The sequence below is a fragment of the Micromonospora radicis genome, from assembly GCF_003583405.1.
GTDB lineage: Bacteria > Actinomycetota > Actinomycetes > Mycobacteriales > Micromonosporaceae > Micromonospora > Micromonospora radicis.
Map to the genome: position 1 here is coordinate 178,887 of NZ_QXEC01000003.1, position 25,341 is coordinate 204,227.

At 73.6% G+C, this 25,341-nt stretch carries 21 protein-coding genes; 5 read left to right on the plus strand and 16 right to left on the minus strand.

Features of this window, described 5'->3' with window-relative positions:
* Nucleotides 1-3 precede the first annotated feature (3 nt).
* The 6 genes from D2L64_RS05565 to D2L64_RS05595 are packed head-to-tail and all read right to left on the minus strand — an operon-like array spanning nucleotide 4 to nucleotide 7,102.
* The gene (locus D2L64_RS05565) at nucleotides 4-1,044 is read right to left on the minus strand and encodes a methyltransferase (RefSeq protein ID WP_158603454.1); all 1,041 of its coding nucleotides are present in this window, start codon (nucleotides 1,042-1,044) and stop codon (nucleotides 4-6) included.
* A 50-nt stretch (nucleotides 1,045-1,094) separates the two neighbouring features.
* Nucleotides 1,095-2,975, minus strand: coding sequence for a beta-galactosidase trimerization domain-containing protein (locus D2L64_RS05575; protein ID WP_119573606.1), 1,881 nt, complete (start codon nucleotides 2,973-2,975; stop codon nucleotides 1,095-1,097).
* Nucleotides 2,972-3,979, minus strand: coding sequence for an NAD-dependent epimerase/dehydratase family protein (locus D2L64_RS05580; protein WP_119573607.1), 1,008 nt, complete (start codon nucleotides 3,977-3,979; stop codon nucleotides 2,972-2,974). The genes D2L64_RS05575 and D2L64_RS05580 overlap by 4 nt, the downstream gene beginning before the upstream one ends.
* A complete protein-coding gene (locus tag D2L64_RS05585; RefSeq protein ID WP_119573608.1) occupies nucleotides 3,972-5,315 on the minus strand; it encodes a nucleotide sugar dehydrogenase in 1,344 nt (447 codons plus the stop codon). The genes D2L64_RS05580 and D2L64_RS05585 overlap by 8 nt, the downstream gene beginning before the upstream one ends.
* Before the next feature lies 1 nt (nucleotide 5,316).
* Nucleotides 5,317-6,804 carry a class I adenylate-forming enzyme family protein gene (locus D2L64_RS05590; RefSeq protein ID WP_267898656.1) on the minus strand — a complete coding sequence of 496 codons (1,488 nt, stop codon included), beginning with the start codon at nucleotides 6,802-6,804 and terminating at the stop codon, nucleotides 5,317-5,319.
* Nucleotides 6,800-7,102, minus strand: a complete 303-nt coding sequence (locus tag D2L64_RS05595) for an acyl carrier protein (protein ID WP_119573696.1) — start codon at nucleotides 7,100-7,102, stop codon at nucleotides 6,800-6,802. The genes D2L64_RS05590 and D2L64_RS05595 overlap by 5 nt, the downstream gene beginning before the upstream one ends.
* Before the next feature lie 302 nt (nucleotides 7,103-7,404).
* Between D2L64_RS05595 and D2L64_RS05600 the strand changes: the two genes are divergently transcribed.
* The gene (locus D2L64_RS05600) at nucleotides 7,405-8,697 is read left to right on the plus strand and encodes a type III PLP-dependent enzyme (protein WP_119573610.1); all 1,293 of its coding nucleotides are present in this window, start codon (nucleotides 7,405-7,407) and stop codon (nucleotides 8,695-8,697) included.
* A 76-nt stretch (nucleotides 8,698-8,773) separates the two neighbouring features.
* On the opposite strand, the gene D2L64_RS27210 is transcribed toward D2L64_RS05600, so the two are convergent.
* The 7 genes from D2L64_RS27210 to D2L64_RS05635 form a co-directional block, all read right to left on the minus strand.
* The gene (locus D2L64_RS27210) at nucleotides 8,774-9,520 is read right to left on the minus strand and encodes a 4'-phosphopantetheinyl transferase family protein (RefSeq protein WP_158603456.1); all 747 of its coding nucleotides are present in this window, start codon (nucleotides 9,518-9,520) and stop codon (nucleotides 8,774-8,776) included.
* The gene (locus D2L64_RS05610) at nucleotides 9,517-10,713 is read right to left on the minus strand and encodes an acyl-CoA dehydrogenase family protein (RefSeq protein ID WP_119573611.1); all 1,197 of its coding nucleotides are present in this window, start codon (nucleotides 10,711-10,713) and stop codon (nucleotides 9,517-9,519) included. Before D2L64_RS05610 ends, D2L64_RS27210 begins: the two co-directional genes overlap by 4 nt.
* 14 nt (nucleotides 10,714-10,727) lie before the next feature.
* The gene (locus tag D2L64_RS05615; RefSeq protein ID WP_119573612.1) at nucleotides 10,728-11,408 is read right to left on the minus strand and encodes an acyl-CoA dehydrogenase family protein; all 681 of its coding nucleotides are present in this window, start codon (nucleotides 11,406-11,408) and stop codon (nucleotides 10,728-10,730) included.
* Nucleotides 11,405-12,283 (minus strand): hypothetical protein, encoded by an 879-nt coding sequence (locus D2L64_RS05620; RefSeq protein WP_119573613.1) that lies wholly within the window; start codon nucleotides 12,281-12,283, stop codon nucleotides 11,405-11,407. The genes D2L64_RS05615 and D2L64_RS05620 overlap by 4 nt, the downstream gene beginning before the upstream one ends.
* Nucleotides 12,283-12,573 (minus strand): acyl carrier protein, encoded by a 291-nt coding sequence (locus tag D2L64_RS05625; RefSeq protein WP_119573614.1) that lies wholly within the window; start codon nucleotides 12,571-12,573, stop codon nucleotides 12,283-12,285. Before D2L64_RS05625 ends, D2L64_RS05620 begins: the two co-directional genes overlap by 1 nt.
* 120 nt (nucleotides 12,574-12,693) lie before the next feature.
* A complete protein-coding gene (locus D2L64_RS05630) occupies nucleotides 12,694-14,079 on the minus strand; it encodes a preATP grasp domain-containing protein (RefSeq protein ID WP_119573615.1) in 1,386 nt (461 codons plus the stop codon).
* 24 nt (nucleotides 14,080-14,103) lie between these two features.
* The gene (locus D2L64_RS05635) at nucleotides 14,104-15,039 is read right to left on the minus strand and encodes a 3-oxoacyl-[acyl-carrier-protein] synthase III C-terminal domain-containing protein (protein ID WP_119573616.1); all 936 of its coding nucleotides are present in this window, start codon (nucleotides 15,037-15,039) and stop codon (nucleotides 14,104-14,106) included.
* 234 nt (nucleotides 15,040-15,273) lie between these two features.
* On the opposite strand from D2L64_RS05635, the gene D2L64_RS05640 reads away from it, so the two are divergent.
* Entirely contained in the window at nucleotides 15,274-16,680 is a 1,407-nt protein-coding gene (locus D2L64_RS05640; RefSeq protein ID WP_233558786.1) for an aldehyde dehydrogenase family protein, read from the plus strand.
* 44 nt (nucleotides 16,681-16,724) lie between these two features.
* Complete coding sequence (locus D2L64_RS05645) at nucleotides 16,725-18,644, plus strand: PhoX family protein (protein ID WP_199714424.1); 1,920 nt, start codon at nucleotides 16,725-16,727, stop codon at nucleotides 18,642-18,644.
* Between the two features lie 52 nt (nucleotides 18,645-18,696).
* On the opposite strand, the gene D2L64_RS05650 is transcribed toward D2L64_RS05645, so the two are convergent.
* The gene (locus D2L64_RS05650) at nucleotides 18,697-20,052 is read right to left on the minus strand and encodes a preATP grasp domain-containing protein (protein WP_119573617.1); all 1,356 of its coding nucleotides are present in this window, start codon (nucleotides 20,050-20,052) and stop codon (nucleotides 18,697-18,699) included.
* Nucleotides 20,053-20,066: 14 nt separating this feature from the next.
* Nucleotides 20,067-21,545, minus strand: coding sequence for an amidase family protein (locus D2L64_RS05655; RefSeq protein WP_158603457.1), 1,479 nt, complete (start codon nucleotides 21,543-21,545; stop codon nucleotides 20,067-20,069).
* Nucleotides 21,546-21,864: 319 nt separating this feature from the next.
* Here D2L64_RS05655 and D2L64_RS05660 point away from each other — a divergent pair, with 319 nt between their 5' ends.
* Nucleotides 21,865-22,971, plus strand: coding sequence for an alcohol dehydrogenase catalytic domain-containing protein (locus tag D2L64_RS05660; protein ID WP_147376195.1), 1,107 nt, complete (start codon nucleotides 21,865-21,867; stop codon nucleotides 22,969-22,971).
* Nucleotides 22,972-23,126: 155 nt separating this feature from the next.
* Here the strand turns inward: D2L64_RS05660 and D2L64_RS05665 are convergent, their stop codons facing one another.
* Nucleotides 23,127-23,972: a phytanoyl-CoA dioxygenase family protein gene (locus D2L64_RS05665; RefSeq protein WP_119573620.1), complete on the minus strand. Its 846-nt coding sequence runs from the start codon at nucleotides 23,970-23,972 to the stop codon at nucleotides 23,127-23,129.
* A 284-nt stretch (nucleotides 23,973-24,256) separates the two neighbouring features.
* On the opposite strand from D2L64_RS05665, the gene D2L64_RS05670 reads away from it, so the two are divergent.
* Entirely contained in the window at nucleotides 24,257-25,333 is a 1,077-nt protein-coding gene (locus tag D2L64_RS05670) for a TauD/TfdA family dioxygenase (protein WP_119573621.1), read from the plus strand.
* Nucleotides 25,334-25,341: the final 8 nt, after the last annotated feature.

Sequence of the window (25,341 nt, forward strand, 5' to 3'; positions counted from 1 at the left end):
GCCCTACCGGACGGGCTTGCGGGCGAGGAACAGTCCGTTGCCCGGTGCGCTGCGCACCGCGTGGAACTCCACGTCGACCAGCCCGGCGTCGGTGAACCAGTCGCGTACCTCGTCGAGCGGGTACGTCTGCTGGCCGACGCTGTTGAACATGCTCAGCGCCATCATGGCGCCGAAGCTGCGTCCGATCGGGCCCAGTTCGGGTGCGGGGAACTGATCGAGGAGCACCAGCAGGCCGCCGGGCCGCAGGGCGGCGGCGGTACGGGCGACCAGTTCCCGGTTCTGGCGGTGGCTCTTGGAGTGGATGACGTTGAACAGCAGCGCCATGGAGGTGCTGCCCAGGTCGTCGGTGAAGAAGTCGCCGGCCCGGAAGTCGATCCGGTCGGCCATGTCGTTCTCGGCGATGGCCCGGTCGGCGAGCCGCTGCATCTCCGGGATCTCGAAGATGGTCGCGCGCAGCCGGGGATGCCGGCTGCAGATCGCGATGCTGTAGAGGCCGTAGCCACCACCGAGATCCAGCAGGTGCCCCGCCGGGTCCGGCACCGGAATCCGCTCCAGCACCTCGTCGATGTTCATGTTGGTGAGGGCCACCATGCCGTCCTGGAACACCCGCCACTCCCTGGCCAGCCAGCGCGGCGTACGCGGCTGCTCCGGCTCGAACGGAAGGGTCAGGTCGCCGCGCAGCCGGCTCTCGAGGTTCGCCCAGTCGGTGAAGACGATCTTCTCGAAGTACGGGATACCCATGCTGATCATCGGTAGTAGTTCCCGGGTGGTGTCGGTGGCCGCGTACCGGTCACCGGCCCGGGCGACGTAGCCCAGGCAGTCGAGACAGTCGAGCAGGAACGCGGTGCCGCGGGGATCGAGGTCCGTCCGGCCGGCCACCTGCTCGGCGGTCAACTCCTCGTCGGCGAGCGCCGCCAGCACACCGGTGCGGAAGGCCAGGACGACGGCCCGGAAACCCCAGGCCGAGAGCATGTCGAACATGAAGGCGGGCACCGCGTTCTCGGCACCGGTCAGGGGCCGCTCGCCGGGGACGGTGATGGGCATGGTGGTCTCCTGTCGATGAGGCATCCCCGCTCGGCGACGGCGGATGCGGGTCAGTACGGGGCTGGCTGTTGGTGGACGGACGGGACGTCGTCGGGCCGCAACTCGCGCGGCCCGGCGAGCAGCCGCCAGTCCTTGCCGTCGAGGACCACCTCCTGGCACACCGGTCGGCCGGCGGGCGGCTGCCAGCGCAGTTGGACGCGGCGCGCGGTCGGCGCGTGGTTGACCAACAGCACCTCGTGCGGGTCGCCGGCCCGCCCGGGCAGGATCTCCACGTCCGGGTCGGCGCAGTCGACCTCGGGCGCCAGCCCCGCCAGCGCGGCGACCCGCCGGTACAGGACCTCCCAGGCGGCGGCGGTGAGCCGACCGGGCACGTCGAGCTGGCGCTCGAACGGGGCCGCGCAGAACACCACCTGCCCGGTGCCGACCGCGTTGCGCACCAGGGCCGGGGTGCCGTCGGGGTAGCGGCCGAGCACCTGCCCGGTGGTCACCGAAAGCACCGACGGCCGGACTCCGGCACCGGCCCAGTCGATCGCCCACCGGTCGGCGTCCCACTCGACGTACTCGCGTCCGGCGGTGAGCAGGGTGTAGTCGACCGGTTCGGCACCGGCCAGGTCGGACCCCGGAAACCCGTGCAGGTGGTCGGCCATCGAGTAGTACACGGTCGCGCCGTGGCGGGCCGCGCCGGCCAGCCGGTCCAGGTCGGTCAGGGTGACGTGACCGACCGACGGGCAGACCACCAGCCGGTAGCCGGTCGGGTCACCGGCGACGATGTCGACGTCCAGGTGTGCCCGTTTGAGCAGGAGGTAGGCGTAGAAGGTGGCCACCGTGCCGACCCCGGTGTCCAGGTACGACCCGCCGTCGACGCGGGCCCGTTCCGGTAGGTAGAGCGCGACCGGAGCCCGGCCCGGCCCGGGTCGCAGCCGGGGAGCCGCCCGCAGCGCCCCGCGTAGCCCGGCCATCGCCGGCCGGGGTGTCCCGTCGAGCCGGTGCAGACCCACGAAACGCTCACCCGGTCGCTGCTGGTAGGGCTCCGCGGTGGAGGCGATGTCCTGCCAGCACCAGGCCAGTACGCCGGCAGCGCCGTTGCCCAGGGCGGAGGCCGTGGCGGCGCGCAGGTAGGCCGCGGTGGTGGCCTCGTCGGTGCCGTAGCTGGTCAGCTCGTCGACGAGCGGCACCCCGAACGCCCGCGCGTAGCGGACCAGGAACGGCACCAGGCTGGTCGCCTTGTAGCAGCTGGTCGACTCGATCGACACCGGCGCCCAGGTGGGGAAGCCGTGCAGCGCGATCAGGTCCAGCCCGGTGGCGTTGTCCGGACCGAACGGCGCGGCGCCGAGCACGCCGGAGGCGTCGTTGGCCTGTGTCACCAGCAGCCCGGGAAGCTCCGCGCGTAGCGTCTCGGCCAGCCCGGTCTGCCAGGCGGCGACGGCCTCCCGGGGCAGCCGGGCGGCACCGGGGTCGACGTTGGCGATCTCGTCACCGAGATCCACGGCCAGCACGTTGCCGGCCCCGCGTAACGCGAGGGCCACCCGCCGGGCGTAGGCCCGCTGCCGCTCCAGCAGTTGCGCGTCGTCGAAGAAGCCACGGCCCGACCGCCAGGACAGCTCCAGGCGCTGTCCGTTCATCCAGATCGTCAGCAGCGAGAGCACGCAGGCCAGCCCCGCTTCGGCGGCCAGGTCGACGGCGGTACGCAGCCGGTCGAACACGACCGGGTCGTGCCGGCCGGGCGCCGGTTCGAAGTCCCGCCAGAACAGGAAGAGCCGTACGGTGTTCAGTCCCGCGTCGGCCATCGCCCGGAAGTCGCGGCGCAGGGCCGACGGATCCCAGTCCGTCCAGATCCGGCAGCCGGCCGCCGACGGGTGGTAGTCGACCCCGGCGACGGGGAACGGTGTGCCGTCGCGCCACAGCTCACCGTCGCGGATCTCGAAGCTCATGGGTGGTCCCGCACGAGCGCCGGCGCGGCGGGGGTCGGGTCGGCGGTGAGGGCGGCCGCGTACCAGTCGAAGGTCTGCCGCAGCCCTCGGTCCAGGTTGACCCGAGGTGCGTACCCGAGGGTGCGCCGCAGCCGGCCGAGGTCGGGTAGCCGCCGGTCCGGGGAGCCGGGCGGGGGGTCGAAGACCTCGAAGGTGGGGGTGTAGCCGGCCAGCCGGGTGACCCGCTCGGCCAGCTCCCGGATCACGATCTCCTCGGTGTCGTTGCCGATGTTGGCCACGACCGGTTCGGAGCCGGGCAGCCGGGTCAGGCCGATGGTCGCGTCGACGGCGTCGTCGATGTGGCAGAAGGCGCGGGTCTGGGTCGCCCCGTAGATGGCGAAGGGATCCTGGCGGGCCAGGGCCCGGGCCACGAAGTGGGGTATCACGTGGTCGTGCCCCATCCGGGGACCGTAGATGTTGTGGTAGCGGCCGATCCGTACCGGAAACAGGTCGGCGCACTGGCGCAGCAGCGTCTCGGCGACGATCTTGCTGAGCCCGTAGGAGGCCCGGGGCAGCGACGGGTCGGGCAGTACGAAGGGCACGTCCTCCGGCACCGGGAACGGCGCCAGGCCGAGGCGGGCGGCGCCGTCGGCGACCTCGCTGGTGGAGCTGAGGTAGACCCGCCCGGGTGGGCGACGCCGGCACCAGTCGATCAGGTTCAGCACGGCCCGCAGGTTCACGTTGAGTGCCAGCGACGGGTTCTCGCTGTTCTGCCGTACCCCGACGACCGCGGCCAGGTGGTAGACCTCGTCGAAGTCGTCGATCAGCAGGTCCGCGGGGATCGGGGTGGTCAGGTCGTGCCGGACCAGGCGGGCGTCGGCGCGGACCTGGTCGAGGTCCCGGTCGGCCCGGCCCCGGGACAGGTCGTCGAGCAGGGTCACGTCCGCTCCGTCGCGCAGCAGACGGCGGGCGAGGTGCAGGCCGACGAAACCGGCTCCGCCGGTGATCAGGATCCGGTCAGCCACGGCCCAGCCCCCGGTAGTCCACCTCGGCCACCCCGGACAGCGACGACGCCAGGTCGCCCCAGACGTCGACCACCAGCGCGGGACGGTTCATGGTGCGACGCAGCAGCGCGGCGTCGATCTCGGCGCGGTAGCGCGGGTGGTCCACCAGGAGCACCAGGGCGTCCGCGCCGGCCAGACCGTCGGCCAGGGACGTCGGGACGTACCCGAGCCCGGCGGTGACGGTGTCGGAGACCAGGTAGTCGTGGCCGGCCAGCAGCCGGACCCGCTCGCGCAGGCCGTCCGCGACGACCGTGGCGGCCGAACCCCGCACGTCGTCGGTCTCCGGCCGGCCCTTGTAGGCCATCCCGCAGACCAGGACCTTCGCGTCGGCCGGCACCCGGCCGGTGGCGGCCAGGGCCTTGAGCACCCGTTCGGTCACCAGGTGTGGCACCTGCTCGTTGACGGCGCGGGCGGCAGCCACCAGCGGCGGATGGTATCCCGCGGTTCCGGCCGAGTACATCAGCAGGTACGGATCCTTGGTCAGGCAGCTGCCACCGACGAAACCGGGCCGGGCCAGATCGGGCCGGGGATAGTTCAGGTTCGCGGCGGCGATGACCTCGGTGGCGTCCACGCCGACCGCCTCGGCGATCATCGCCAGCTCGTTGCCGAAGCCGTACAGCAGGTCGGTGTGGGCGTTGCAGGCCAGCTTGACCAGCTCGGCCGTCTCCAGGTCGGCGGTGCCGACCTGTTCGGGGGTGAGCCGGGCGAACAGCCGCCGGGCACGGTCGGTGGAGCGGTCGTCCAGACCGCCGACGACCTGCGGAAGGCTGGCCAGTTCGGCCAGCGCGCGGCCCTGGATGGTGCGTTCGGGGCAGAAGGCGAGCAGCGGCTCGTCGACCCGGGCGCGCAGCAGCGGCAGCAGGACGCGCCGGGTCGTCCCGACCGGGACGGTGCTGCGTACCACGACGAGGGTGTCCGCGGTGGTGGCGGCGGCGGCGGTCTCGGCGGCGGCGGTGAAGTGGCGCAGATCCGGCCGGCCGGTGCCGGTGTCGAGCGGGGTGCCGACGCAGATGACGATCGCGGACGGCGTGACGCCGGCCAGCGTGTCGGTGACGGTCAGCCGGTCCGCCGGCAGGCTGCGCAGCAGTTCGTCGACACCGGGCTCGAACAGTGCCGGTGTTCCGGCCCGCAACGCCGCCCGGGTCTTCGGGTCGGCCTCCACGCCGACGACGGACACGCCCGCCCGGGCCAGGCTCACCGCCAGGGTCAGGCCGACGTACCCGAGGCCGATGACGGCGACCGGGCCGTCCGGCCCGTCGGCGGGAGTCCATGGTCGTGGAAACGTGGGGTGGGTCATCTCAAACCTCGCTTCCGATCGGTACGGCGGTCACGGCCGCGATGACGGCCTGCCGGTCGACCTTGCCCATCGCGGTCCGGGGCAGCCGGTCCAACCGATGGAGTTCGTGCGGCACCTCGTACGGGGCCAGACCACGCGCCCGGCAGTGTTCGGCGAGGTCCGCCCGGTCGGTGCCGGGTCCGAGCACCACCGCCGCGTGCACCCGCTGCTCGCCGTCGGCGTCGGTCAGGCCGAAGACGAAGGCCTCCCGCACCTCGGGGTGCTCGCCGAGGATCCGCGCCACCCGGGTCGGGTTGACCTTGCGGCCGCCGACGTTGACGAAGGTGTCCTTGCGGCCGAGCAGGTGCAGCCGGCCATCGGCGTCGAGGCGGGCCAGGTCACCGGTGTCGTAGAACCCGTCCGGTGCGCACACCGGACCGGACCCGCCGAGATAGCCGTGGAACAGCGTCGGCGTGTACACCGACAGCTGGCCGGCGCCGGTCGGGTCGTCCGGCTCCGCGCGGGTCAGCCGCAGCCGTACCCCGGGCGCCGGTACGCCGACCGACGGGTCGGGCAGCTCGCCGTCGAGGTCCGGCTGGTAGCTGATCAGGCCGGTTTCGGTGCTGCCGTAGAACTGGCGCACCGGTACACCGAGCACCGCGCACGCCCGGACGCCGAGGTCGGCGGGGAGTGGTCCGCCCGACGACACCGCGGCCCGCAGCCGGGCCGGCGTGGGGCGGCGGTGCATGACCGGGGTGAGCAGCCGGTACACCTGCGGGGTGCCGAACAGCACGGTCGCCTCGGCGGCGAGCGTGTCGGCGAGCCGACCCGGCTGGAACCGCTGCGTGGTACGCAGTTCGGCGCCGGAGACGATCACCGCGGTGAGCGCGCCGACCAGGCCGAACGAGTGCGCCAACGGCACCGCGGCGACGACCACGTCGGCCGGGGTCAGGTCGAGGATCTGGCGGTAGGTGTGCCCGCCCTGCCACACGTTGGCCAGCGAATGACGAACGATCTTGGGTTCGCCGGCCGAACCGGAGGTCAGCTGGAGCACCTCGCCGAGGCGGCCGGCCCGGGGTGCGCCGGCCTGGTCGGGCTGGGCCCGGCAGCGCTCGTAGCTGAGGAAGGCGATCCCCGCGGGCTGGGTGCCGGCGGCGCGGGCCGGGCCGACCACGGTCCGTACGCCCGGGTTGCGGCTGGGCGCGAGCAGGTCGGTCAGGTGGGAGTTGACCTCCTCGACCGGCAGTACGTCCACACCGGCGGCGGTCAGCCCGATCAGGGTCGCCGCGCTGGCCGGGGTGTTGTCCACGATCAGCAGCACCGGGGCGGTCGGCTCCAGCGTCGCGGCGAAGCTCAGCACGGCGTACGCGGCCTCGTGCAGCTGCGCCCAGGTGGCCAGGTGGCCGCCGCCCGTCGTCGCGGTCCGCAGGGCCACCGCGGCGGGACGCTCGTCGCGGCGTCGGCGCAGCTCGGTCAGCAGCTCGCCGGGGGCCGCGCCGGTGCCGTCAATGACGCTGCCCTCCGCCGACGGCCCCCGGCACGGTCGCGTGGGCGACGCACACCGCCGCCAGCCCGGCCGGGGTCGCGTCCTCGAAGATGGTCTCCAGCAGGGTGGATCGCAGCGCCTCGGCGGCCTCCGGCCCGGCCGGTCGGCAGACGTCGACGAGCCGTTGCAGCACGTCGACGGCGCGGACCGAGTCGCCGCCACAGTCGAAGAAGTCCTCGTCGGGGGCGAGCGGGCCGCGCAGCAGCGCCTCGCCCATCAGCGCACCAATCGTGGCGCTGACATCGGGTTGTCCGTTGCGCATGTCGTCCCCGATCAGTTCGTGGTGGTGGGTGCACTCGGCGCCGGTGGCCGGGCGGGCGCGCCTCGACGCCGTATGCGTGCCCGGCCGCCCCGGGCGCCGTGCCACCAAGGTTCACCCGCGCCGGGCCTGGGCAGAAGACGCGACTGAGCGCGCCACTGCCCTGCGCGAACGGGTATGGCGCAGGGCGTCGACCGGTGTTCCGGTAGCTGCCCGCCCTGACCGTCCGAGCGCCCGTTGGCGGCTTGTCCTGAGCGGTACAGCGCCAAGAATGGCCAGGGACGGCAGAACCGGGAGGCGGTGGCATGGCAGACGACGTCGGCGTGCAGGGAGTGCGGTACGAGGAACTCGCGGCGCGGTACGGCACCCCGCTGTACGTGTACGACTCGGCGGTGCTGGGTGCCCAGTTCAGCCGGCTGCGGGCGGCGCTGGACCCCCGACTGGACTTCTTCTTCTCCCTGAAGGCAAACCCCAATGTGGCGATCTGTGCCCGGCTCGCCGGCCTCGGCGCGCACGCCGAGGTCTCGTCCCTCACCGAGCTGCTCACCGCCCGCCGGGCCGGGGTACGCCCGGAGAACATCATCTTCCTCGGCCCGGGTAAGAGCGCCGAGGAGTTGCAGGCCTGCCTGGCCCAGCGGATCCACGCGATCGTCTGCGAGTCCCTGGGTGAGCTGCGGCTCATCGACAGTCTGGCCCGGGCGGCGGGCACGATCGCTCCGGTGGTGCTACGGGTCAATCCGAACTTCAGCGTCAAGGGTTCGGGCCTGACGATGGGCGGGCGGCCCCGGCAGTTCGGCATCGACGAGGACGAGCTGATGCGGCAGAGCGGGCTGAGCAGCCGCTATCCCGGTGTCCGGCTGATGGGCGTGCACGTCTACATGGGAACCCGCATCCTCGACCCGGGGGTGGTCGCGGACAACAGCCGGCGCATCTTCGAGCTGGCCGAGCGGCTCTCCGCGCGGCTCGACTTCCCGCTGGAACTGGTCGACGTCGGCGGCGGTCTGGGGGTCGCGTACTTCGACAACGAACAGGACCTCGACGTCGACACCCTCGCCGGGCTGCTCAACCCGGTGCTCGGCGAGTTCCGGGCCCGGCACCCCGGTACCCGGTTGGTGATGGAACTGGGGCGTTACCTGACCGCACCGAGCGGCATCTACGTGGTCCGGGTCCGCTATCTCAAGAGTTCGCTCGGTCAACGGTTCGCGGTCACCGACGGCGGCACCCACCACCACATGGCGGCGGTCGGCATCGGCTCCTACGTCAAGCGCAACTTCCCGATCCGGTTGCTGGGCGCGGCCACCGGAGCGGCGGAGCCGTGGCAGGTGACCGGGCCGCTGTGCACGCCCAACGACACGCTCGGCAAGAACGTCATGCTTCCGCCGCTGCGTACCGGCGATCTGCTCGGTGTGCTCCGGTCCGGAGCGTACGGGCCGACCGCCTCGCCGGTGCAGTTCCTCAGCCACGGCTACCCCGCGGAGGTGCTGGTCCACGATGGACGGCCCTTCCTGGTGCGGGAGCGCGACCGTCCCGAGGACATGATGCGCCGCCAGCACCTGCCGGGCGCGCTGCGGGCCCGACCGGCCGTGCCGGTGCGCTGACGGCGGGGTCGGCCGGTGATCGGCCTCGCCAGCGGGCGGCCGGTCACGGGCGGGCGTCGGCGGGTGACCCCCGGGGTCACCCGCCGAACGTGTCGTCGTCTGGCGACGCGAGCACCGCGCCGGTCGGCACCCGGGCGAGGTCCACCGGGCGGCAGCGCCGGTACTCGATGTCGAACGGCTCGGTGCCGGCCAGCGCGACGCTGCCCCGGTAGCCGGGTGGCACCCGCAGGTCGCGTACCCGCCACGGGCCCGGGAGCCGTCCGCCGGACTGCTGCACGAGCAGCCCGTCGGGGCCCGCCACCGGCAGGTCGAGCCCGTTCAACAGGCGGTCCCCGGCGGCCTTGACGCACGCCTCCTTGCGGGTCCAGAGCGTCAGGTGCAGCGCGGTCCGCTCGGCCGGCGCGGCGGTGGCGACCAACCGCGCCTCGGCCGGCGGGAAGTAGCGACGGGCGAACGCCTCGACCGGTCGACCGCGGCGGGCCTGTTCGACGTCGACGCCGACGTCGCGTTCGACGCTCACCGCCAGCAGCGCGCAGCGGCCGGAGTGCGAGATGTTGAAGCGCGGCCCGTCGTCGCCGAGCAGCGGCTTGCCCCACCGCCCGGTGCGCAGCGGCACCCGCGCGGGTGCTTCCCCCCGGTAGGCGCCGAGGATGACGCGCACCGATCCGTACACGGCCAGGAACCGGCGCCGCACGGCCGGGTCGGCGTAGCCGTCTCGGCGGGCCCGTTCGGCCGGGCTCAGCAGTTCGTCGAAGACCCGGGCCTGCGGCGCGGGCAGGTCCAGCCCGAGCCGCCAGACGTGCACCACGCCGGGTGCGCTCACCGGCCACCCGTCGTCGCGGTGGGGCCGACGCCCGGGTACCCGTCGAAGGCGCCACGGTCGAGCGCGGCGGCCACCGCCAGCCGCTGCACGTTGCCGGTGCCCTCCATGTACTCCAGCGCCGTGGCGTCGCGCGCGAACTTGTCCAGCAGCGGCTGGTCCAGTCGGGCGCCCGGACCGAAGCTGCCCAGCGCCCACCTCGTCACGCCGATGGCCAGCCGGGTGGCCCGCAGCTTCGCGGCCGAGGCGAGGTGCCCGCTGCCGCTGTCGGCGTCGACCGCCACGGCCGCCCGGCGGGTCAGCCGGCGTACCCCCTCGATCTCCCCCGCGACCCGGGCCAGCAGGTCGCGTTCGTCCGGGCGCAGCACGCGACGGTGTTCCCGGACGTGGTCGCAGGCGGCCTGCGCGAGGCCCACCGCCATCGCCGCCACCGTGGGGCGCAGCAGGTTGAACGTCCGCTGCCAACCCCAGCTGCCCCGGCGCATCGGTGAGAGGTGCCGCCCGAGCAGCTGCTCGGCGGTGATCGGCACCGCGTCGAGGTGCAGCGCGCCGAGTTGGGCGCCGCGCACCCCGAGGGTGGGCACGGCGGTGGCGGTGAAGCCGGCGGCGGTGGTGTCGACCAGCGCCGCGCCGAGGCCGAGGGGCCCGTCGCCGGTGCGGTGGAACACCACCCCCATGGACGCGCGCAGGGCGTTGCTGATGTAGCGCTTGCGCCCGGTCAGGTGCCACCCGCAACCGTCGGTCGACTCGGTGGCGCGGGTGCGCAGACCAGCGGCGTCGGTGCCGCCGTCGGGCTCGGTGAGGGCGAAGAAGGTCCAGGTGGGTCGCTCCAGGAGCCGACCGTAGAACCACTCCTGCTGGGCGCGGTCGCCGATGGCGGCGACCAGTACGCCGGACATCGACGCGCCGGGTAGCGCCAGCATCATGCCCAGGTCGCCGCGGGCGATCTCCTCGCAGAACACCACCCGTTCCAGCGCCGAGGTGAGCAGGAAGCGTTCACCCGCCAGGACCAGCGGCGAGGGGTTGAACGCGGCGGGGATCTGCAGGCGCGCCGCGTGGTGGAACGCGGTGGCGTCCCGCAGCCGCAGCACCACGTCGGGATCGCCGTCCAGGTCCAGGGCGTACGGGCGCAACTCGGCGGCCCAGCCACGGGCGTGCCGGCGCAGCAGCCGCAGCCGGTGGTCGAGCTGGGGCACGGGTGGTCACCTCCTCACGCCGGCATCCGCACGTCGCAGTGGGCCGGCAGGTAGACGTCGGCGAGCAGGTGGGACAGGTACACGGCCCGTCCGGGACCGTCCCCGGTGAAGCCGGCGGCGCCGAGTACCGGCAGTAGCGCGTGATCCGCGGCGGTCAACTGGTGGTGCGCCTGCACCAGGTCGGCGACAGAGTCGGCGTCCGGGTCCGCGTCGGTCAGCAACGCCTCGACGGTGAGCTGGTCGGTGACCGCCTCGGCGAGGGTGGCCTGCACCAGTTGCTGGCGCAGCAGGGGCCCATCCGCGGCCCGCCGCCCGGCGAGGTGGGTGCGGATCCGGTCCAGCAGCCCCGCCGAGCAGCCCAGCCGCAGCCAGGCCAGGCCGAGCAGCCAGGCCCGGTACGACGCCCACCCGGGCCCGTCCGGACCGGGCAGTCCGCGGAAGGCCGCCAGGTCGGCGTCGCGCACCGGCGCCGGCAGGGCGACGGTGGTGGCGCCGTCGAGCCCCCGTAGCGGTGCCCCGCCGGGCCACACCCGCTCGGCGGCGCGGCCGACCGGGCCGGGTGCCAGTGCCTGCCCGGCCGGCCCGGCGACCAGTGCCCCCCCGGCGACCCGGTCGTAGAGGTCGGCGAGGGCGGCCTCGACACCGACCGACCGGGCGGCGTCGTACGGTCGGGTCCAGTGGGCCACGACGGTCATCGCCTTCCTGCTGCCGGAACGTCGAGCAGGCAGGTGGCGAGCCGTTCCTGGTCGGCGTCGTGGTCGGCGACCAGGACCCGCGCGCCGTCGACCTGCCACCGCGGCAGCCGGGTGGCCACCTCCTGCCACACTCCGGTGACCGGTTGCCCGGGCGGCGCCGACAGCACCAGCGTGTCGTCGGGCACCGGGGGCAGCCGCCCGGCCAGGCCCGCCCCCGTCACGAGTACCTGCGGTTTCTGTTCGGCCAGCACCTCGGTGAGGGCCGCCTCCGGCGTGCGGGACACGGTCGGCACACTTGTCGGCGGGTACAGCCGGCCGCCGTCGGCCACGGGGTCGAACGCCAGCACCACGACCGCGTCGCGCGCGACGCGCAGCCGCTGCGGCACCGGCAGGTCGTGCAGCAACACGGACTGGTCGACCGCGACGAGCAGCAGCCGGCCGGCGCCGTCGCGGCGGGCCCGGTTGGCCAGCACCTGTAGCGCCGTGAACGCGGTGACCAGGCCCTGGTCGAGTACGGCGAAGGCGAGCCCGGCGTCGGGCACCAGGTTGCTCAGGTGGCACATCGGGAAGCCCGGCTGCGAGTCGGGGGTGGCCGCGGCGAGGACGGCCAGGTCGAACCCGTCGGCGTACGGACGCAGCCGGGGCAGGACCGCGGTGAGCATGTCGGTGAAGGAGTTGCGTCGCCCCTCGAACGCGCCGGACGGGCAGGTCGTGCCGTAGGAACGCATCAGGTCCGGGTAGTAGATGTGGTCGTCGTTGCCGAACGGCCCACCGGGACCGAACACCTGGTGCACCGCCCGGGCGAGGCCGAGCGGCGCGGCGTGCCCCACCGGGGTGCCGGTCTGCGACCGACGCCCCGGCGCGGTGACGTACATCAGGCGTTCTCCTCGACCTGGCCGGCGACGTAGGCGACGAGCGCGCCGACGGTCTCGAAGTCGGTCGGTTCCAGGGTGTCGGTGTCGAACTCGACGTCCAGCTCCGCCTCCAGTTGGATGAGCAGCTCCAGCACGCTGGTGGAGTCGAAGGAGAGGTCCTCGAAGAGCCGTAGCTGGGTGGAGATGCTCGCCGGGTCGCGGCTCAGCATCTGCCCGAGGGCACCGACCACCACGTTGGTGATGTCACCGGCGGCAGCCTGCGGAGCAGCACCGATGGTCGCGTCGCTCATGTCGTCTCCCTGTCTGGTCGCGGTCCCCGCCGAGCGGACGGGACCGGTGGGGTGGGCCGATGCGGGGCGCGTCGGCCCGGGGTGCGGCGGGGTGATCGGCCGGCGCCGATCGGCTGGTGGCTAGGGTTGCGCGACGGTCGCGGAGCAGTTCCGCAGCCGTTCGGTGACCTCCCGGTCGAGGGCGGCGACCTGCTGGGCGGAGTCGGCGGCCACCACGCCGTAGAGCCGGCCGCCGAAGTCGGTGCCCGCACCGCTGGCGGCGTTCACGGTGGCGAAGTTGTTGATCACCAGGCCGGGTCGGTCCGGTCGGTCGGCGAGTACGCCGTCCAGCAGCGCCCGCAGCTCGCCGAAGGGCAGCGCTCTGGTCAGCCGCAGGGGGTACTGCCGGGCCAGCGCGACCGTGTCCGGGCCGAACCAGGTCCGCCGCAGCCGCTCCTGGTAGGTGGACATGTTGTTGCGCGCGTTGATCTCGATGATCGGGTAGAGCCGGCCGTCGGTGGTGGTCAGGGCGTCCACCCCGACCACCCCGAAGTACCCGTCGGCGGCCAGGCGGCGGCCGATCGCCGCGGCGGCGGAGCGTACCTGCCGGTGCTGCGGTTCCGTCAGGGGCGCCGGCATGCGATGCCCCTGGTGCACGCCGTCGCTGGTGATCGCCTCCTTGATCACGTCGAAGTGCACGGCACCGGCGCGGTCGACGGTCAGCTGGTAGTTGAGGTCGTGGCGCTTGGGCAGCCACTCCTCCATGACCAGGCCGACCCGGCCGGCGTCGCGGCGGGCCCGGCGGGCGATCAGCGCGTGCAGTTGCGCGAGTCGTCGGGTGTCGCGGACCACCATGATGCCCCGGCCGGAGACACCGAAGGCGTCCTTCAGGACGACCGGCCGTCCGGCGTCGAGCCAGTTGCCGGCGCGTCGGATCGCCTGGTCCAGCTCGTCGAGGTCGCGGCAGACCATGCCCTCCGGCTGCGGCAGCCCCACCTCGTCGGCGAGCAGCCGGCTGTAGATCTTGCTGTTGACCCGCTTGCAGACGGCGGCCGACGGTGCGGCCAGGGGCAGCCCGGTGAGTTCCGCCAGGCGTTCCTCGACCACCGACACGCCGTGCGGCCACAGTTGCGCGCCGGTGCCGACCAACCCGCCGAGCGCGGCGACCAGCCGCGGATCGGCCACGGCGTCCTCGCTCACCGTGCGCTGTGGCTGCCCGGTGGCGACGGTCAGGATCCGGGGCAGCGCCAGTCCCAGGCCGCCGAGGTAGCGCAGGTACTCCTCGTCGGGCGCGGCCTTGAGCACGACGTGGTCGTCCGGGCCGGCGAGCAGCAGCGCGCATTCGTCCATCCGGTTCACGATGACCCGGCTGGCGGGCATCACGATCCCGGGCAGGCCCGCTTCGCCCTTCGCCCAGTGGTCCTCGACCTCGAAGTTGCCGAGCAGCACGAGGGGACGGTCGGCGGCGCCGGTCAGCGCGGTACGCAACAGCGCGAGGACATCACCGCTGAGTGTGTGCGTGTGCACGTGTCGCTCTCCAAGATCGGGGGTTCAGTGGACGAGGACCATGGCGGAGACGGTGGCGCCGAGCCCCACCGACGTCATCAGGTACGGGTCGCCGGGCGCCAGCCGGCCCTGTTCGCAGGCCAGCTGGTAGGCGGCGAAGGAGTCCGCCGCGAAGCAGTGCCCGGTGTGCGGGAGGTTGTCCAGGACCAGCCGCTCGGCGCTGCGGATGTTCAGCAGCCGGAGCACCCGCAGCCAGGACAACCGGTTGACGTTGTGCGGCAGGATCGTCCCGATCTGGTCGAGGTCCAGACCGGACTCCTCGACCGCGGCCCGCACCACCTCGGCGACCATGACCGGGTAGTCGTCCCGGAAGGCCGCCGCGTCCGGCTCCGACATCCACGGCCCGGCGGAGAACCGGCCGTAGGTGCCGGCCGCGTAGGAGAGCACCCGGTCCCGCCGGCCGTGCGCGCTGACCAGCACCGCCGAGCAGCCCTCCCCCATCACGCCGGTGCCGGAGATGACCTGGGCGGAGGCGGTGAAGGCCTTCTCTCCGGTGAGCACCAGCGCCAGTGCCGCGGGGTCGGGGTCGTCGGCCAGCAGGGTGCCCGCGAGGTCGACGGCGAGCAGGCCGGACGCGCAGGCGTGCTGGCTGACGGTGAACGTGGTGGCGTGGGCCAGGCCCAGCCGGCGGGCGGCCTCCCGTACCGGGTTGACCGGGTACGGCGCCACCACCGGCATGGTCCGGGCGTGCAGTACGTAGCGGACCAGGTGCTCCCGGCCGGCCAGTTCGGCCAGCCCGGCGCCCCCGCTGACCAGCAGGTCGGCCAGGCTGCCCTGCGGGTCGAGTCGCACCTCGCGGAAGCCGTAGAACCGCTCGTGCATCCGGATCTGCGCCGCCGAGAACCCGTAGTCGGCCAGGCAGTCGCCCACCGGCACCCGATTCGGTGGCAGGTACGTGTGCACCGCCTCGATGGACGTCACCTGACCCCCCTTCCGCCGATGCCGGCCCGTTCGAGGTAGCGGCGGCGCCGGGCCGGGACCGCCGTACGCCACTGACCCTCCCGTGCACCGGGTGCACCGGAAAGCCGCCGACGGGCGCTCCAAACCCCTAGCCGGACGAGCATGCCCGCAAGCGGGGTTCCTGGGCGCGGTGATCGACGCGAAGACTGGCCTGGTCCGCCGACCGGGCCGACCAGGCCAGTGGGGAGAGTGTCCGTGATCATTCCGATGACCATCGCGGGACGTTCGGCGCACTCCCCCGATCGGATGCCGGTGGAGAACCCGGCCACCAGCGAGTTGTTCACCGAGGCGCCGCGGTGCACCGCCACACAGCTCGACGACGCGGTCCTCGGTGCCGCCGCCGCCTTCGGCCACTGGTCCCGTACCGATGCCGACTCGCGGCGGGCGGCGCTGCTGGCCTGCGGCGCGGCGTTGGCGCGGGCGGGCGACGAGGTGGCCGAGCTGCTCACCGCCGAACAGGGCAAGCCGTTGCGGCAGGCCCGGGCGGAGGTGGCGCTCGCCGCCGACTGGTTCGGCCACACCGCCGAGCTGTCGTTACCCCGGCAGGAACTGGTCGCCGAGGAGACCGTCGAGGCCACGATGGACCGGACGCCGGTGGGACCGGTCGCGGCGATCGCCCCCAGCAACTATCCGATCATCCTGGCCGTCACCAAGATCGCACCGGCGCTGTTGGCCGGCAACACGGTGGTGCTCAAGCCGTCACCGGTCACCCCGCTGGCCAGCCTGCGGATGGGACAGTTGCTGGCCGAGGCGCTACCGCCGGGCGTACTGAACACGATCAGCGGGGACGGTGACCTCGGACCGGCGTTGGTGGAGCACCCGGCGATCCGGATGATCTCCTTCACCGGTTCGGTCCGCTCCGGGCGGGCCATCGCGCGCCGCGCCGCCGACTCGTTCAAGCGGGTGGTCCTGGAGCTGGGCGGGAACGACCCGTGCGTCGTGCTGCCCGGCACGCGGATCGACCAGGTCGCCGGGGAGATCTTCCGGCGCGCCACCGTCAACAGTGGTCAGTTCTGCGCGGCGATCAAGCGGGTGTACGTGTCGGCCGGGCAGGCGGCCGAGCTGACCGAGGCGCTGCACGCCGAGGCGGAGGCGGCGGTACTCGGCGACGGTCGTGATCCGCGTACCGACCTCGGTCCGCTGGTCAGCCAGGCCCAGCTCGCGCACGTACACCGGTTGGTGGAGTCGGCGGCGCGGGCCGGCGCCCGGGTGGTGGCCGGCGGCGGGGCGCTGCCCCGGGCCGGGCACTTCTATCCGCCGACCGTGGTGAGCGACCTGCCCCCGGGCACCGACCTGGAGCAGGACGAGCAGTTCGGGCCGGTGGTGCCGGTGATCGGCTACCACGATCTCGACGAGGCGTTGGCCCGGGCCAACGGCACCCGTTTCGCCCTGGGGGGTTCGGTCTGGGGCGAGCCGGCCGAGGCCCGGGCCCTGGCCGCCCGCCTCGAGTGCGGCACCGCCTGGGTCAACACCCACGGTGACCTGCGCCACGACGTCCCCTTCGGCGGGCTCCGGGAATCCGGCAGCGGCGTGGAGTACGGCCACTGGGGGCTGTTGGAGTACACCAACATCAAGATCACCCATACCGTGCGACGGCCCTGAACAGCGGGAACCCGCCGCCGGCCTATCCCTCCTGGAGGTCAACCTTGTCCAGCGCAGTCACCTCGTCGGATTCCCAGCCATATCCGGAGTCGGACGACATCAGCTCCAACCCGTCCGGTAACCGGCTCTTCCAGGACGTGGTCGCCACCCGGCTGTCCCGCCGTACCGCGCTGACCGGCGGCGTCGTGGCGGCCGCCGGCTTCCTGGGCGCGGGCGTGGCCGGCCCCGGTACGGCGGCCGCCGCCGGGGCGCGGCACCGCCGACGGCTGCTGAACTTCCCGGCGGTCCCGATCAGCTCCGCGGACACCCTCACCGTCGCCGACGGGTACACCGCGGAGGTCCTCATCCCCTGGGGCACCCCGATCCGGGCGAACGGGCCGGCCTGGCGCCGGGACGCCTCGAACTCCGCGGCCGACCAGGCCAGGCAGATCGGCATGGGCCACGACGGCATGCAGTACTTCCCGTTGGGCCCCGACCGTGGCCTGCTGGTCCTCAACCACGAGTACGCCGACCAGGTGCTGCTCTTCCCCGACGGTGACGCGGTGATGACCCCGGAGAAGGTGGCCAAGTCGCTGGCGGCGCACGGCGTCAGCGTGGTGGAGGTCGCGCTGCGCCGGGGACGGTGGCAACTGGTGGACTCCCGGTACAACCGCCGGATCACCACGGACACCCCGGTACGCTTCTCCGGCCCGCTCTCGGGCAACCACCCCGCGTTGCAGACCGGGGCCGAGCCGCGCGGCACGCTGAACAACTGCTCGTGCGGCGCCACCCCGTGGGGCACCTACCTGACCTGCGAGGAGAACTTCAACGAGTACTTCGCCACCGAGGACCCGTCCTGGGAGCCCACGCCGGAGCAGGCCCGGTACGGCGTGACCCGGTGGGGCTACGGGTACCGGTGGCACCACGGGAATCCGCGCTTCGACCTCGCGGCGACCCCCAACGAACCGAACCGGTTCGGCTGGGTGGTGGAGATCGACCCGCGCGACCCGAACAGCAAGCCGGTGAAGCGCACCGCGCTGGGACGGATCAAGCACGAGACGGCCACGGTGACGGAGTCCCGGGGCCGGGTGGTGGTCTACACCGGCGACGACCAGGTCGGCGAGTACATCTACAAGTTCGTCAGCTCCGGCCGGTGGCGGACCATGCGGGCGACCGGCCGGCACCCGCTGGACCACGGCACCCTGTACGTGGCCCGCTTCGACGACGACGGCACCGGCCGCTGGTTGCCGCTCAAGCACGGCACCGGCCCGCTGACCGCGGCCAACGGCTGGCGCGACCAGGCCGACGTGCTGCTGCGGACCCGGCAGGCCGCCGACGCGGTCGGTGCCACGCCGATGGACCGGCCGGAGTGGATCGCCGTACACCCGAACACCAACGACGTGTACGTCACGCTGAGCAACGGCACCGGGTTCCCGAACGCGGCCAATCCCCGGCGGCCCAACCCGTTCGGTCACATCGTCCGATGGCGGGAGCGGCACGGGGACGCCACCGCCACCTCCTTCGAGTGGGACATCTTCCTCCTGGCGGGCGATCCCGACTTCGACCCGAGTGTGCCGCTGGACGCGGCGAGCAAGTTCGGCTCGCCGGACGGCCTGGCCGTCGACCGCGACGGACGGATGTGGATCCAGAGCGACATCTCCAACTCGTCGCTGAACAATCCCCAGACGTACTACGTCAACCTGGGCAACAACGCGCTGTTGGTGGCCGACCCGGTCACCGGCGAGGTCCGCCGCTTCGCGGTCGGTCCGCGCGGCTGCGAGCTGTCCGGCATCGCCTTCACCCCGGACCACCGAACCATGTTCATCAACGTGCAGCACCCGGGTGAGGCGGTGCCCACCCTGGAACGGCCCTCACCGGCGAACCCCCGCTCGGTGAGCAACTGGCCCGACCGTGACCCGAAGGGGCGTCCCCGCTCGGCAACCGTGGCGATCCGGCGCCGCGACGGCGGCGTGATCGGCCGCTGATCCCGCACACCGTACCGGGCCGGGGGACACCACTCCCCCCGGCCCGTCGCGGTCATCCGGCCGACGGCCCGGCGGCGACCGGCCGGCGGACCCGCTCCCCGCCGCCGACCGCGGCGGTCAGCTCCCGGGCGGCGTCCTCGACGACCTGCCGCGCCTGCGCCGCATCGGTTCCCGGGGCCATCAGGGACAGCACCGGCTGCCGGAAGCCCAGCCCGCGCACCGACGTCGGATGGATCCGCACCCCGGCGGCCCAGAGCCGGGTGAGCACCGGCCGTACGTCGTCGAGGTAGGACAGTGGCCCGCGGGTGCCGAGCGTGACCGCGTCGTGGGAGAAGACCACCTGGTCGGTGGCACCCCATCGCCGCAGCATGGCGATCGCCGCCATGGCACCGCTGCGCCGGGCGTTGATCTCGGTCACGTAGTAGGTGCCGTCGTCGGCGAGGACGAAGTCCACGCACATCCAGCCGCGGAAGCCCCGGGCGTGCGCGGCGGCCCCGAGGTCACGGCCGATCCGGGTCATCCGGTCCGCCTCGGCCGCGGGCACCGAGGCGGTTCCGACGTGTACGCCCCGGACCCGGGAGACGTCCACCGCCATCGCGGTGGGCACGATCTCCCGGACCCCGTCGTCGTCGATCCGCAGGTCCACCGCGGGGCAGCCGACGCCGGGCCGGTGCGCCACGAACTGCTGCACCAGCAGCGGGAAGGTCCGCAGGAAGGGGTCCCGCTCCACGGCGCTCCACAGCGCCCCGACGCCCCGGGCGTCGTGCTGCAACACCACCGAGCCGTCGCCGCCGACGCCGTACGGGCTGCGCACGATGACCCGCTCGTGCCGGGTCAACAGGTGCTCGACCGCGCCCCGCAGCTCCGTGTTGTCGACCACCAACAGGCCGGGCGGCACCCGCACCTCGGACACCTCACGGGCCAGGTCGAGGCAGCTAAGCTTCGAATCCAGGTACCGGCTGACCCAGTAGTCGCGTTCCGGCACCCCGTCGAGGCGTACCGTCAGGCCCCAGCCGCGCAGGGTCGCCGCGAGCAGGTAGACCTCCGCGGTCGCCCCCCATGTGACCAGCCGCGCCTCGTCGTGGCCGGTCAACAGCGAGCGGAGCCGGGCCAGCGCGGCGCCGTCGGCGAGCAGGTCCCGGGCCACCATTCCGCTGACGGGGGTCGGCGAGACGACCGGCGGCGCCGGCTCGTCCAACAGCCGGTGCACGTCGGCGTACCAGTGCCGGTCGTACCCCGCGGGCAGCACCAGCACCCGCCGCCGGCTGCTCCAGTAGGCCGCGTAGTCGCCGAGGTGCCCGGCCAGGCGGGTGACGACGTCGGTGACGGCCGGGCCCAGGGAGACGGCCGGGTTACGGGTGTTGAACTCGGCCACGTTGGGCACGACGACGTCGATCGGCTCTGTCATGCGGACCTTCCCAGTCAGTGCTGCCCTGCCGGCAGCTCGTCGGCGGTCACCACGGTCAGCTCGGGGTGGCCGATGGGTGGCAGGACCGCGGCGAGTCGGCGGGCCACCGCCAGCGTCGTGCGGTCCTGGAGGTAGTCGCCGGCCACCGCGATACCGATCGGCAGGCCCCGCGAGTCGACGCGGACCGGCACCACCGTGGACGGCAGGTAACTGACCCCGGTCAGGCCCGCCCAGACGATCTGGTCCCAGTACGGGCGCGGCACCCCGTCGACGGTGACGGTGCGCTCCTCGAAGGGCCGGTGGTCGTGCCGGGCGGCCAGGTTGGGGGCCACCGGCAGCAGGATCGCGTCGTAGCCGGCGAAGAACTGCCGCCACCGGGTCCGCAGCCGGGTCCGCTGGTCGTCGGCCTCCGTCCAGTCACGGTAGCGCTGGGCGACGTACTCGCCGCCCAGTACCGCCCGGGGCGGACGTCGTCCGGCGGCGATCTCGTCGATGTCGTCGGCGGTGTGTTCAGGCATCGCCACCGACGCCAGCAACCGGCGGAAGACGGTGTCGCTGGCGGCGAGCCGTACCCCGGAGGGGCGGGCCTCCTCGACCTGGACGCCGCTGTCGGCGAGCCGGTCCGCGGCGTCGCGCAGCGCGGCCCGGACCTCGGCGTCCACCGGGCAGTAGGGGTCGTCGAACCAGGTCGCCACCCGGCGCACCGGACGCGGCGGCGGCAGCGACAGCCGCCAGGCCGGCGCGTCCCACGGGTGCGGTACGGCGATCGCCGTCAGGGCGGTCTCCAGATCCTCGACGGTGCGGGCGATCGGGCCGACCACGGCGATGTCCGCCTCCCGCGGCTTGAACGGGTAGGGCGGCACGTGGCCGACCATCGGCACCGCGCGGTAGCTGGGTTTGTGGCCGAACACGCCGCAGGCACCGGCGGGTACCCGGATCGAGCCGGCCACGTCGGTGCCGAGTTCGAGGGAGGTGAACCCGGCGGCGACCGCACCGGCCGCACCGCCGGAGGATCCGCTGGTGGTGTACTCCGGATGCCATGGGTTGCGGGCCACGCCGAACAGCTCGTTGTAGGACTGCAGGTCGCCCGAGCCCGACGGCACGTTGGTCTTGCCGAACACGATCACCCCGGCGTCGCGCAGCGCGGCCACCGCCGTGGCGTCCTCCCGGGGCTGGTACGTCCGCAGGTCGGTCAGGCCGCCGGTGGTCCGCAGACCGGCGGTGGCGAGGCAGTCCTTGATGGTCACGGCCACCCCGTGCAGCGGCCCTCGCCGTTCGCCCCGGACGGTCGCCTCGTCGGCCTGCCGGGCGTACTCCCGGGCCCGCTCGTCGATGGTGACGACCAGTCCCAGTCCGGCGTTGAGCTGCTCGATCCGGGCCAGCTGGGTGTCGAGGTACTCCCGGGCCGAGATCCGCCGGGCGGCGATCGCGTCGGCCACCTGCCGCGCCGACCACCAGTACGGATCCGGGCCGGCCTGTCCAGGATCGAGCACCGTACGCCACCTCATTCCGTTGTCGTCGGCAGATCGCCGCCTGCCCAGTCTTCGCGTCGGGGACCGGCCCGCGTACCCCTCTCTTCAGCCCTCGATCGGCCATGGCCAGGCGGGCCCCGGGCGGCGGCCGACCGGCCGACCGTCGCGCCAGGGCCCCCGGGTGGCCGTCGGCACAGGGCCGACCGGTCGCCCGTCGGGACAGGGCGGATCGGCGGCCGTCGGCGGTTGGTCGGCGGCGGTCCGGCTGGCCCAGGATCGCAGCGACCCCACCAACCGCCGGCCCGGTGCCCGGTGCCGGCCCAGTCGTGAAGGTGCGCCGATGACCATGCCAGGAACGCGGGCCACGGGGTCCGGACGCGGTGTGCGCCCGACCATGCGGGCGGTCGTCTATCACGGCCCGGGATCGGTCCGCGTCGACGAGGTGGAGCTGCCCCGGATACGGCATCCGCGGGACGTGATCGTGCGGGTCACCCGGACCGCCGTGTGCGGTACCGACCTGCACCCGTACCGGGGAGAGTTGCCGGGGTTCGCGCCCGGCACGGTGCTGGGGCACGAGTTCGCCGGCACCGTCCACGAGGCGGGGGCGCAGGCGCCGTTCGCCGTCGGGACCAGGGTCTTCGCCTCCGACGTGGTCGCCTGCGGGCGCTGCGCGGAGTGCGCGCGCGGCTGGCACTACCAGTGCCCCTCGGTGACCCTCTTCGGGTACGCCGACGTGGTCGGGGCGCCGCTGCCCGGTGGGCAGGCCGAGTTCGTCCGGGTGCCGTTCGCCGACGTGGTGCTCGCCGCCACCCCGGACGACGTCACCGACGAGCAGGCGCTGTTCGCCGGGGACGTGCTGACCACCGGGCTGGCGGCGGTGCAGGGCGCCCGGGTGAGTCCCGGGGCCCTGGTCGCGGTGGTCGGCGCCGGCCCGCTCGGACTGCTCGCCGGGCTCTGCGCGGTGACGGCCGGCGCCGCACGGGTGGTGGTCGCCGACCCGACGCCGGCCCGGCGGGAGCGGGCGGCCGGTCTCGGGTTCACCGCGGTCACGCCGGAGCAGCTCGACGAGGCGGTACGCGCCGACGGTGGCCGCGGCGCGGACGCGGTCATCGAGGCGGTGGGCAGCGACGCGGCGCTGGGCTGCGCGATCCGGGCCGCCGCCGCACACGCCACGGTCTGCGCGGTGGGCGCCCACCACTCCACCGCGATGCCCTTCCCCACCGGGCTGGCGTTCGCCCGCGAGCTGACGGTGCGGTTCGCCGTCGGTGACCCGATCCGGATGCGGGAACCGGTGCTGGCGCTGATCCGGTCCGGCCGGCTGGATCCGAGCCGGATCGTCACGCACCGGCTGCCGCTGGGCGAGGCCGGTACGGCGTACCGACTCTTCGACCGGCAGGACGCGTTCAAGGTCGTCCTCACCGCCGATGCCGCCACCCCGGCGGTCTGAGCCGACGGTGCCACCCCGGCGGCCGGACCGCCCAGCGCCAGTCCGAGCGCGCACCGCCGGCCGACCGGGCCGGGGCACCGGACCGGGCGGAACGGATCGGGCCACCGCCCGCGTCCCGACGGGGGCGCGGGCGGTGGCCGCCGGCCGGCGCGCGCTCAGGCGGCCAGCGGGATGGGCGCCACCTCACGATCGGCGAGGAAGTCCGGTCGGGGACTCGCCACCGGCCGGGGCGCGTTGCGGACGCCGTTGTAGACCATCAACAGCATGCCGCGGTCGAACGGCGACAGGTTGGGCGACGAGGCGTGCAGCACGTTCGGGTGGAACATCAGCACGGAGCCGGCCGGTCCCTTGGGACTGACCAGTCCGCCCTCCTCGGCCAGCCGACGGATGACGGCCCGGTCGACCTGGAACTTCTCGGTGGCGGTGAGGGTCGCCATCCAGTTCGGCCCGTCCTCGTAGCCGGCCGGCATGCCGTCGGTGTCCGTGCCGGCGAGCAGCCCGTGCCGGTGCGAGCCCGGGATGAACGTCAGCGGACCGTTGAACTCGTTGACCTCGTTCAGGAACACCGTGACGTTGACCAGGTCCGGCCGCGGAATCCCGTCGCGGTCCCGCCAGTTGATGTAGTCCTGATGCCACTCCCACTGGTCGCCCGCGAAGGCGGCCTTGAGGTTGACCTTCGACTGGTGCACGTACACCTCGTCGTCCAGCAGTTGCCGGGCCGCCCCGGCCAGCTCCGCCGACCGGCTGACCCGGGCCACCACCGGATCGGTGCGGTGCGGTCCGTACACCGATCGCACCGTCACCCCGTCGCGCTCCAGTACCCGCTGCGGCCCCTGCTGGGCCAGGACCCGCGGGGCGGCCTCGACCAGCTCCGCCAGTAGCTCGGCGGGCAGGTGGTCCCCGGGCAGCAGCAGGAACCCGTCACGGTGGTAGTCCGCCACCATCGCGGCGGTCAACGGCGCGGGCCCTGCGGTGGTCCGCGCAGCATCGATCCCGGCCATCTGCGCTCCCTTCTCGTCTGCGAACGGAACCCCGCCGACGTGCGGCGGTGGTCCAGCGGTCGGGGCCGGCGCCGCAACGCGGCGGGCCCCGGTATCCCCACCAGTCAACCGCGACCGCCGCTGCCGGTCTGCTCCTCATTGCGACCTGGTCAGCTGGGCAGGTCGACCGCGCGCGCCTCCTGCGCTTCCGTCGGTCGGCGGACCCGCCGAAGGTGGGAACGTGACGCATCACGGGCCCGTTGGTCCGCCGATGCCTGAGCAATCTCGCCCGGAGAGTGAGTCAGATGAGCAGGATCGAGATCGATGCCGGCGACCTCGAAGAGGTCACCCTGACCCACGACGAGGCCGTGCTGATGCGCGGCCTGTGCGCCGAGGCCGTCGAGGCTCTCGGCGAGGCAGACCTGAGCACCCAGGCGGCGATGGCCACCGTGGAGCTGCTCGGTTGCCGGCTGCCCGAACGCCTGGTCGCGGCCCTGCTGTCCTTCCGCTGCACCGGCAGTTCGTCGGGTGGCCTGCTGGTACGCAACGTGCCGGTCGACGAGCGGCTCCCCGCCACACCCGCCGACGGCTACCTGCCAGACTGGCGCACGGTCGGCATCGCGACGGCGGCCCAGCTGATGGTCATGTCCCATCTGGGCGACGTGATCGGGTACGCCGACGAGAAGCACGGCCGGGTCGTACAGGACGTCGCTCCGATCGCCGGCGCCGAGAACTACCAGGAGAACAGCGGTTCCGCCTACCTGGAGCTGCACACCGAGAACGGCTTCCACCCGCACAAGCCGGACTTCCTGAGCCTGCTCTGCCTGCGCCCCGACCACGACCGCACCGGCCGTACGCTGACCGGCACGGTGCAGCGGGTGCACTCCCGGCTGTCCGAGTCGTGTGTGCGTACCCTGCGCCAGCCGCTGTTCCGGATCCAGTTCAGCAGTTCGTTCGCCCAGCTCGGTTCGAGCGGCTACTCCGAGCCGGTGGCGGTGCTGTCCGGGCCGGTGGACGATCCGGAGCTGACCGCGGACTTCCACGCCATGGAGCCGATGACCGACGAGGCACGGCGGGCCCTCGACGAGTTGGAGGCGGTGCTCACCCCGTCGCTCTCCTCGGTCGTACTGGACACCGGCAGCCTGCTGGTGGTCGACAACTGGCGCGCCGTGCACGGGCGTACCGGCTTCACCGCCCGCCACGACGGCACCGACCGGTGGCTGCGCCGGTGCTTCGTGGTGGCCGACCTGAGGCGTTCTCGGGGGGCCCGGCGGGCCGGCTCACGGGTGCTGGCGCCGCTGACCACGATCCTGGCCGACCGGTCGACCGGGCCGGCGGCGACGCCGCTGGCCGGTGTCACCGGCTCGGTCTCCGCTCGATGAAGGGCTCC

Excerpts from the sequence above, each read along its gene's own strand:
- D2L64_RS05660 (WP_147376195.1), top strand. The coding sequence starts at position 21,865 with ATGACCATGCCAGGAACGCGGGCCACGGGGTCCGGACGCGGTGTGCGC.
- D2L64_RS05665 (WP_119573620.1), bottom strand. The coding sequence starts at position 23,972 with ATGGCCGGGATCGATGCTGCGCGGACCACCGCAGGGCCCGCGCCGTTG.
- D2L64_RS05575 (WP_119573606.1), bottom strand. The coding sequence starts at position 2,975 with ATGAGCTTCGAGATCCGCGACGGTGAGCTGTGGCGCGACGGCACACCG.
- D2L64_RS05585 (WP_119573608.1), bottom strand. The coding sequence starts at position 5,315 with ATGACCCACCCCACGTTTCCACGACCATGGACTCCCGCCGACGGGCCG.
- D2L64_RS05615 (WP_119573612.1), bottom strand. The coding sequence starts at position 11,408 with ATGACCGTCGTGGCCCACTGGACCCGACCGTACGACGCCGCCCGGTCG.
- D2L64_RS05595 (WP_119573696.1), bottom strand. The coding sequence starts at position 7,102 with ATGCGCAACGGACAACCCGATGTCAGCGCCACGATTGGTGCGCTGATG.
- D2L64_RS05650 (WP_119573617.1), bottom strand. The coding sequence starts at position 20,052 with ATGACAGAGCCGATCGACGTCGTCGTGCCCAACGTGGCCGAGTTCAAC.
- D2L64_RS05565 (WP_158603454.1), bottom strand. The coding sequence starts at position 1,044 with ATGCCCATCACCGTCCCCGGCGAGCGGCCCCTGACCGGTGCCGAGAAC.
- D2L64_RS05625 (WP_119573614.1), bottom strand. The coding sequence starts at position 12,573 with ATGAGCGACGCGACCATCGGTGCTGCTCCGCAGGCTGCCGCCGGTGAC.
- D2L64_RS05600 (WP_119573610.1), top strand. The coding sequence starts at position 7,405 with ATGGCAGACGACGTCGGCGTGCAGGGAGTGCGGTACGAGGAACTCGCG.
- D2L64_RS05670 (WP_119573621.1), top strand. The coding sequence starts at position 24,257 with ATGAGCAGGATCGAGATCGATGCCGGCGACCTCGAAGAGGTCACCCTG.
- D2L64_RS05620 (WP_119573613.1), bottom strand. The coding sequence starts at position 12,283 with ATGTACGTCACCGCGCCGGGGCGTCGGTCGCAGACCGGCACCCCGGTG.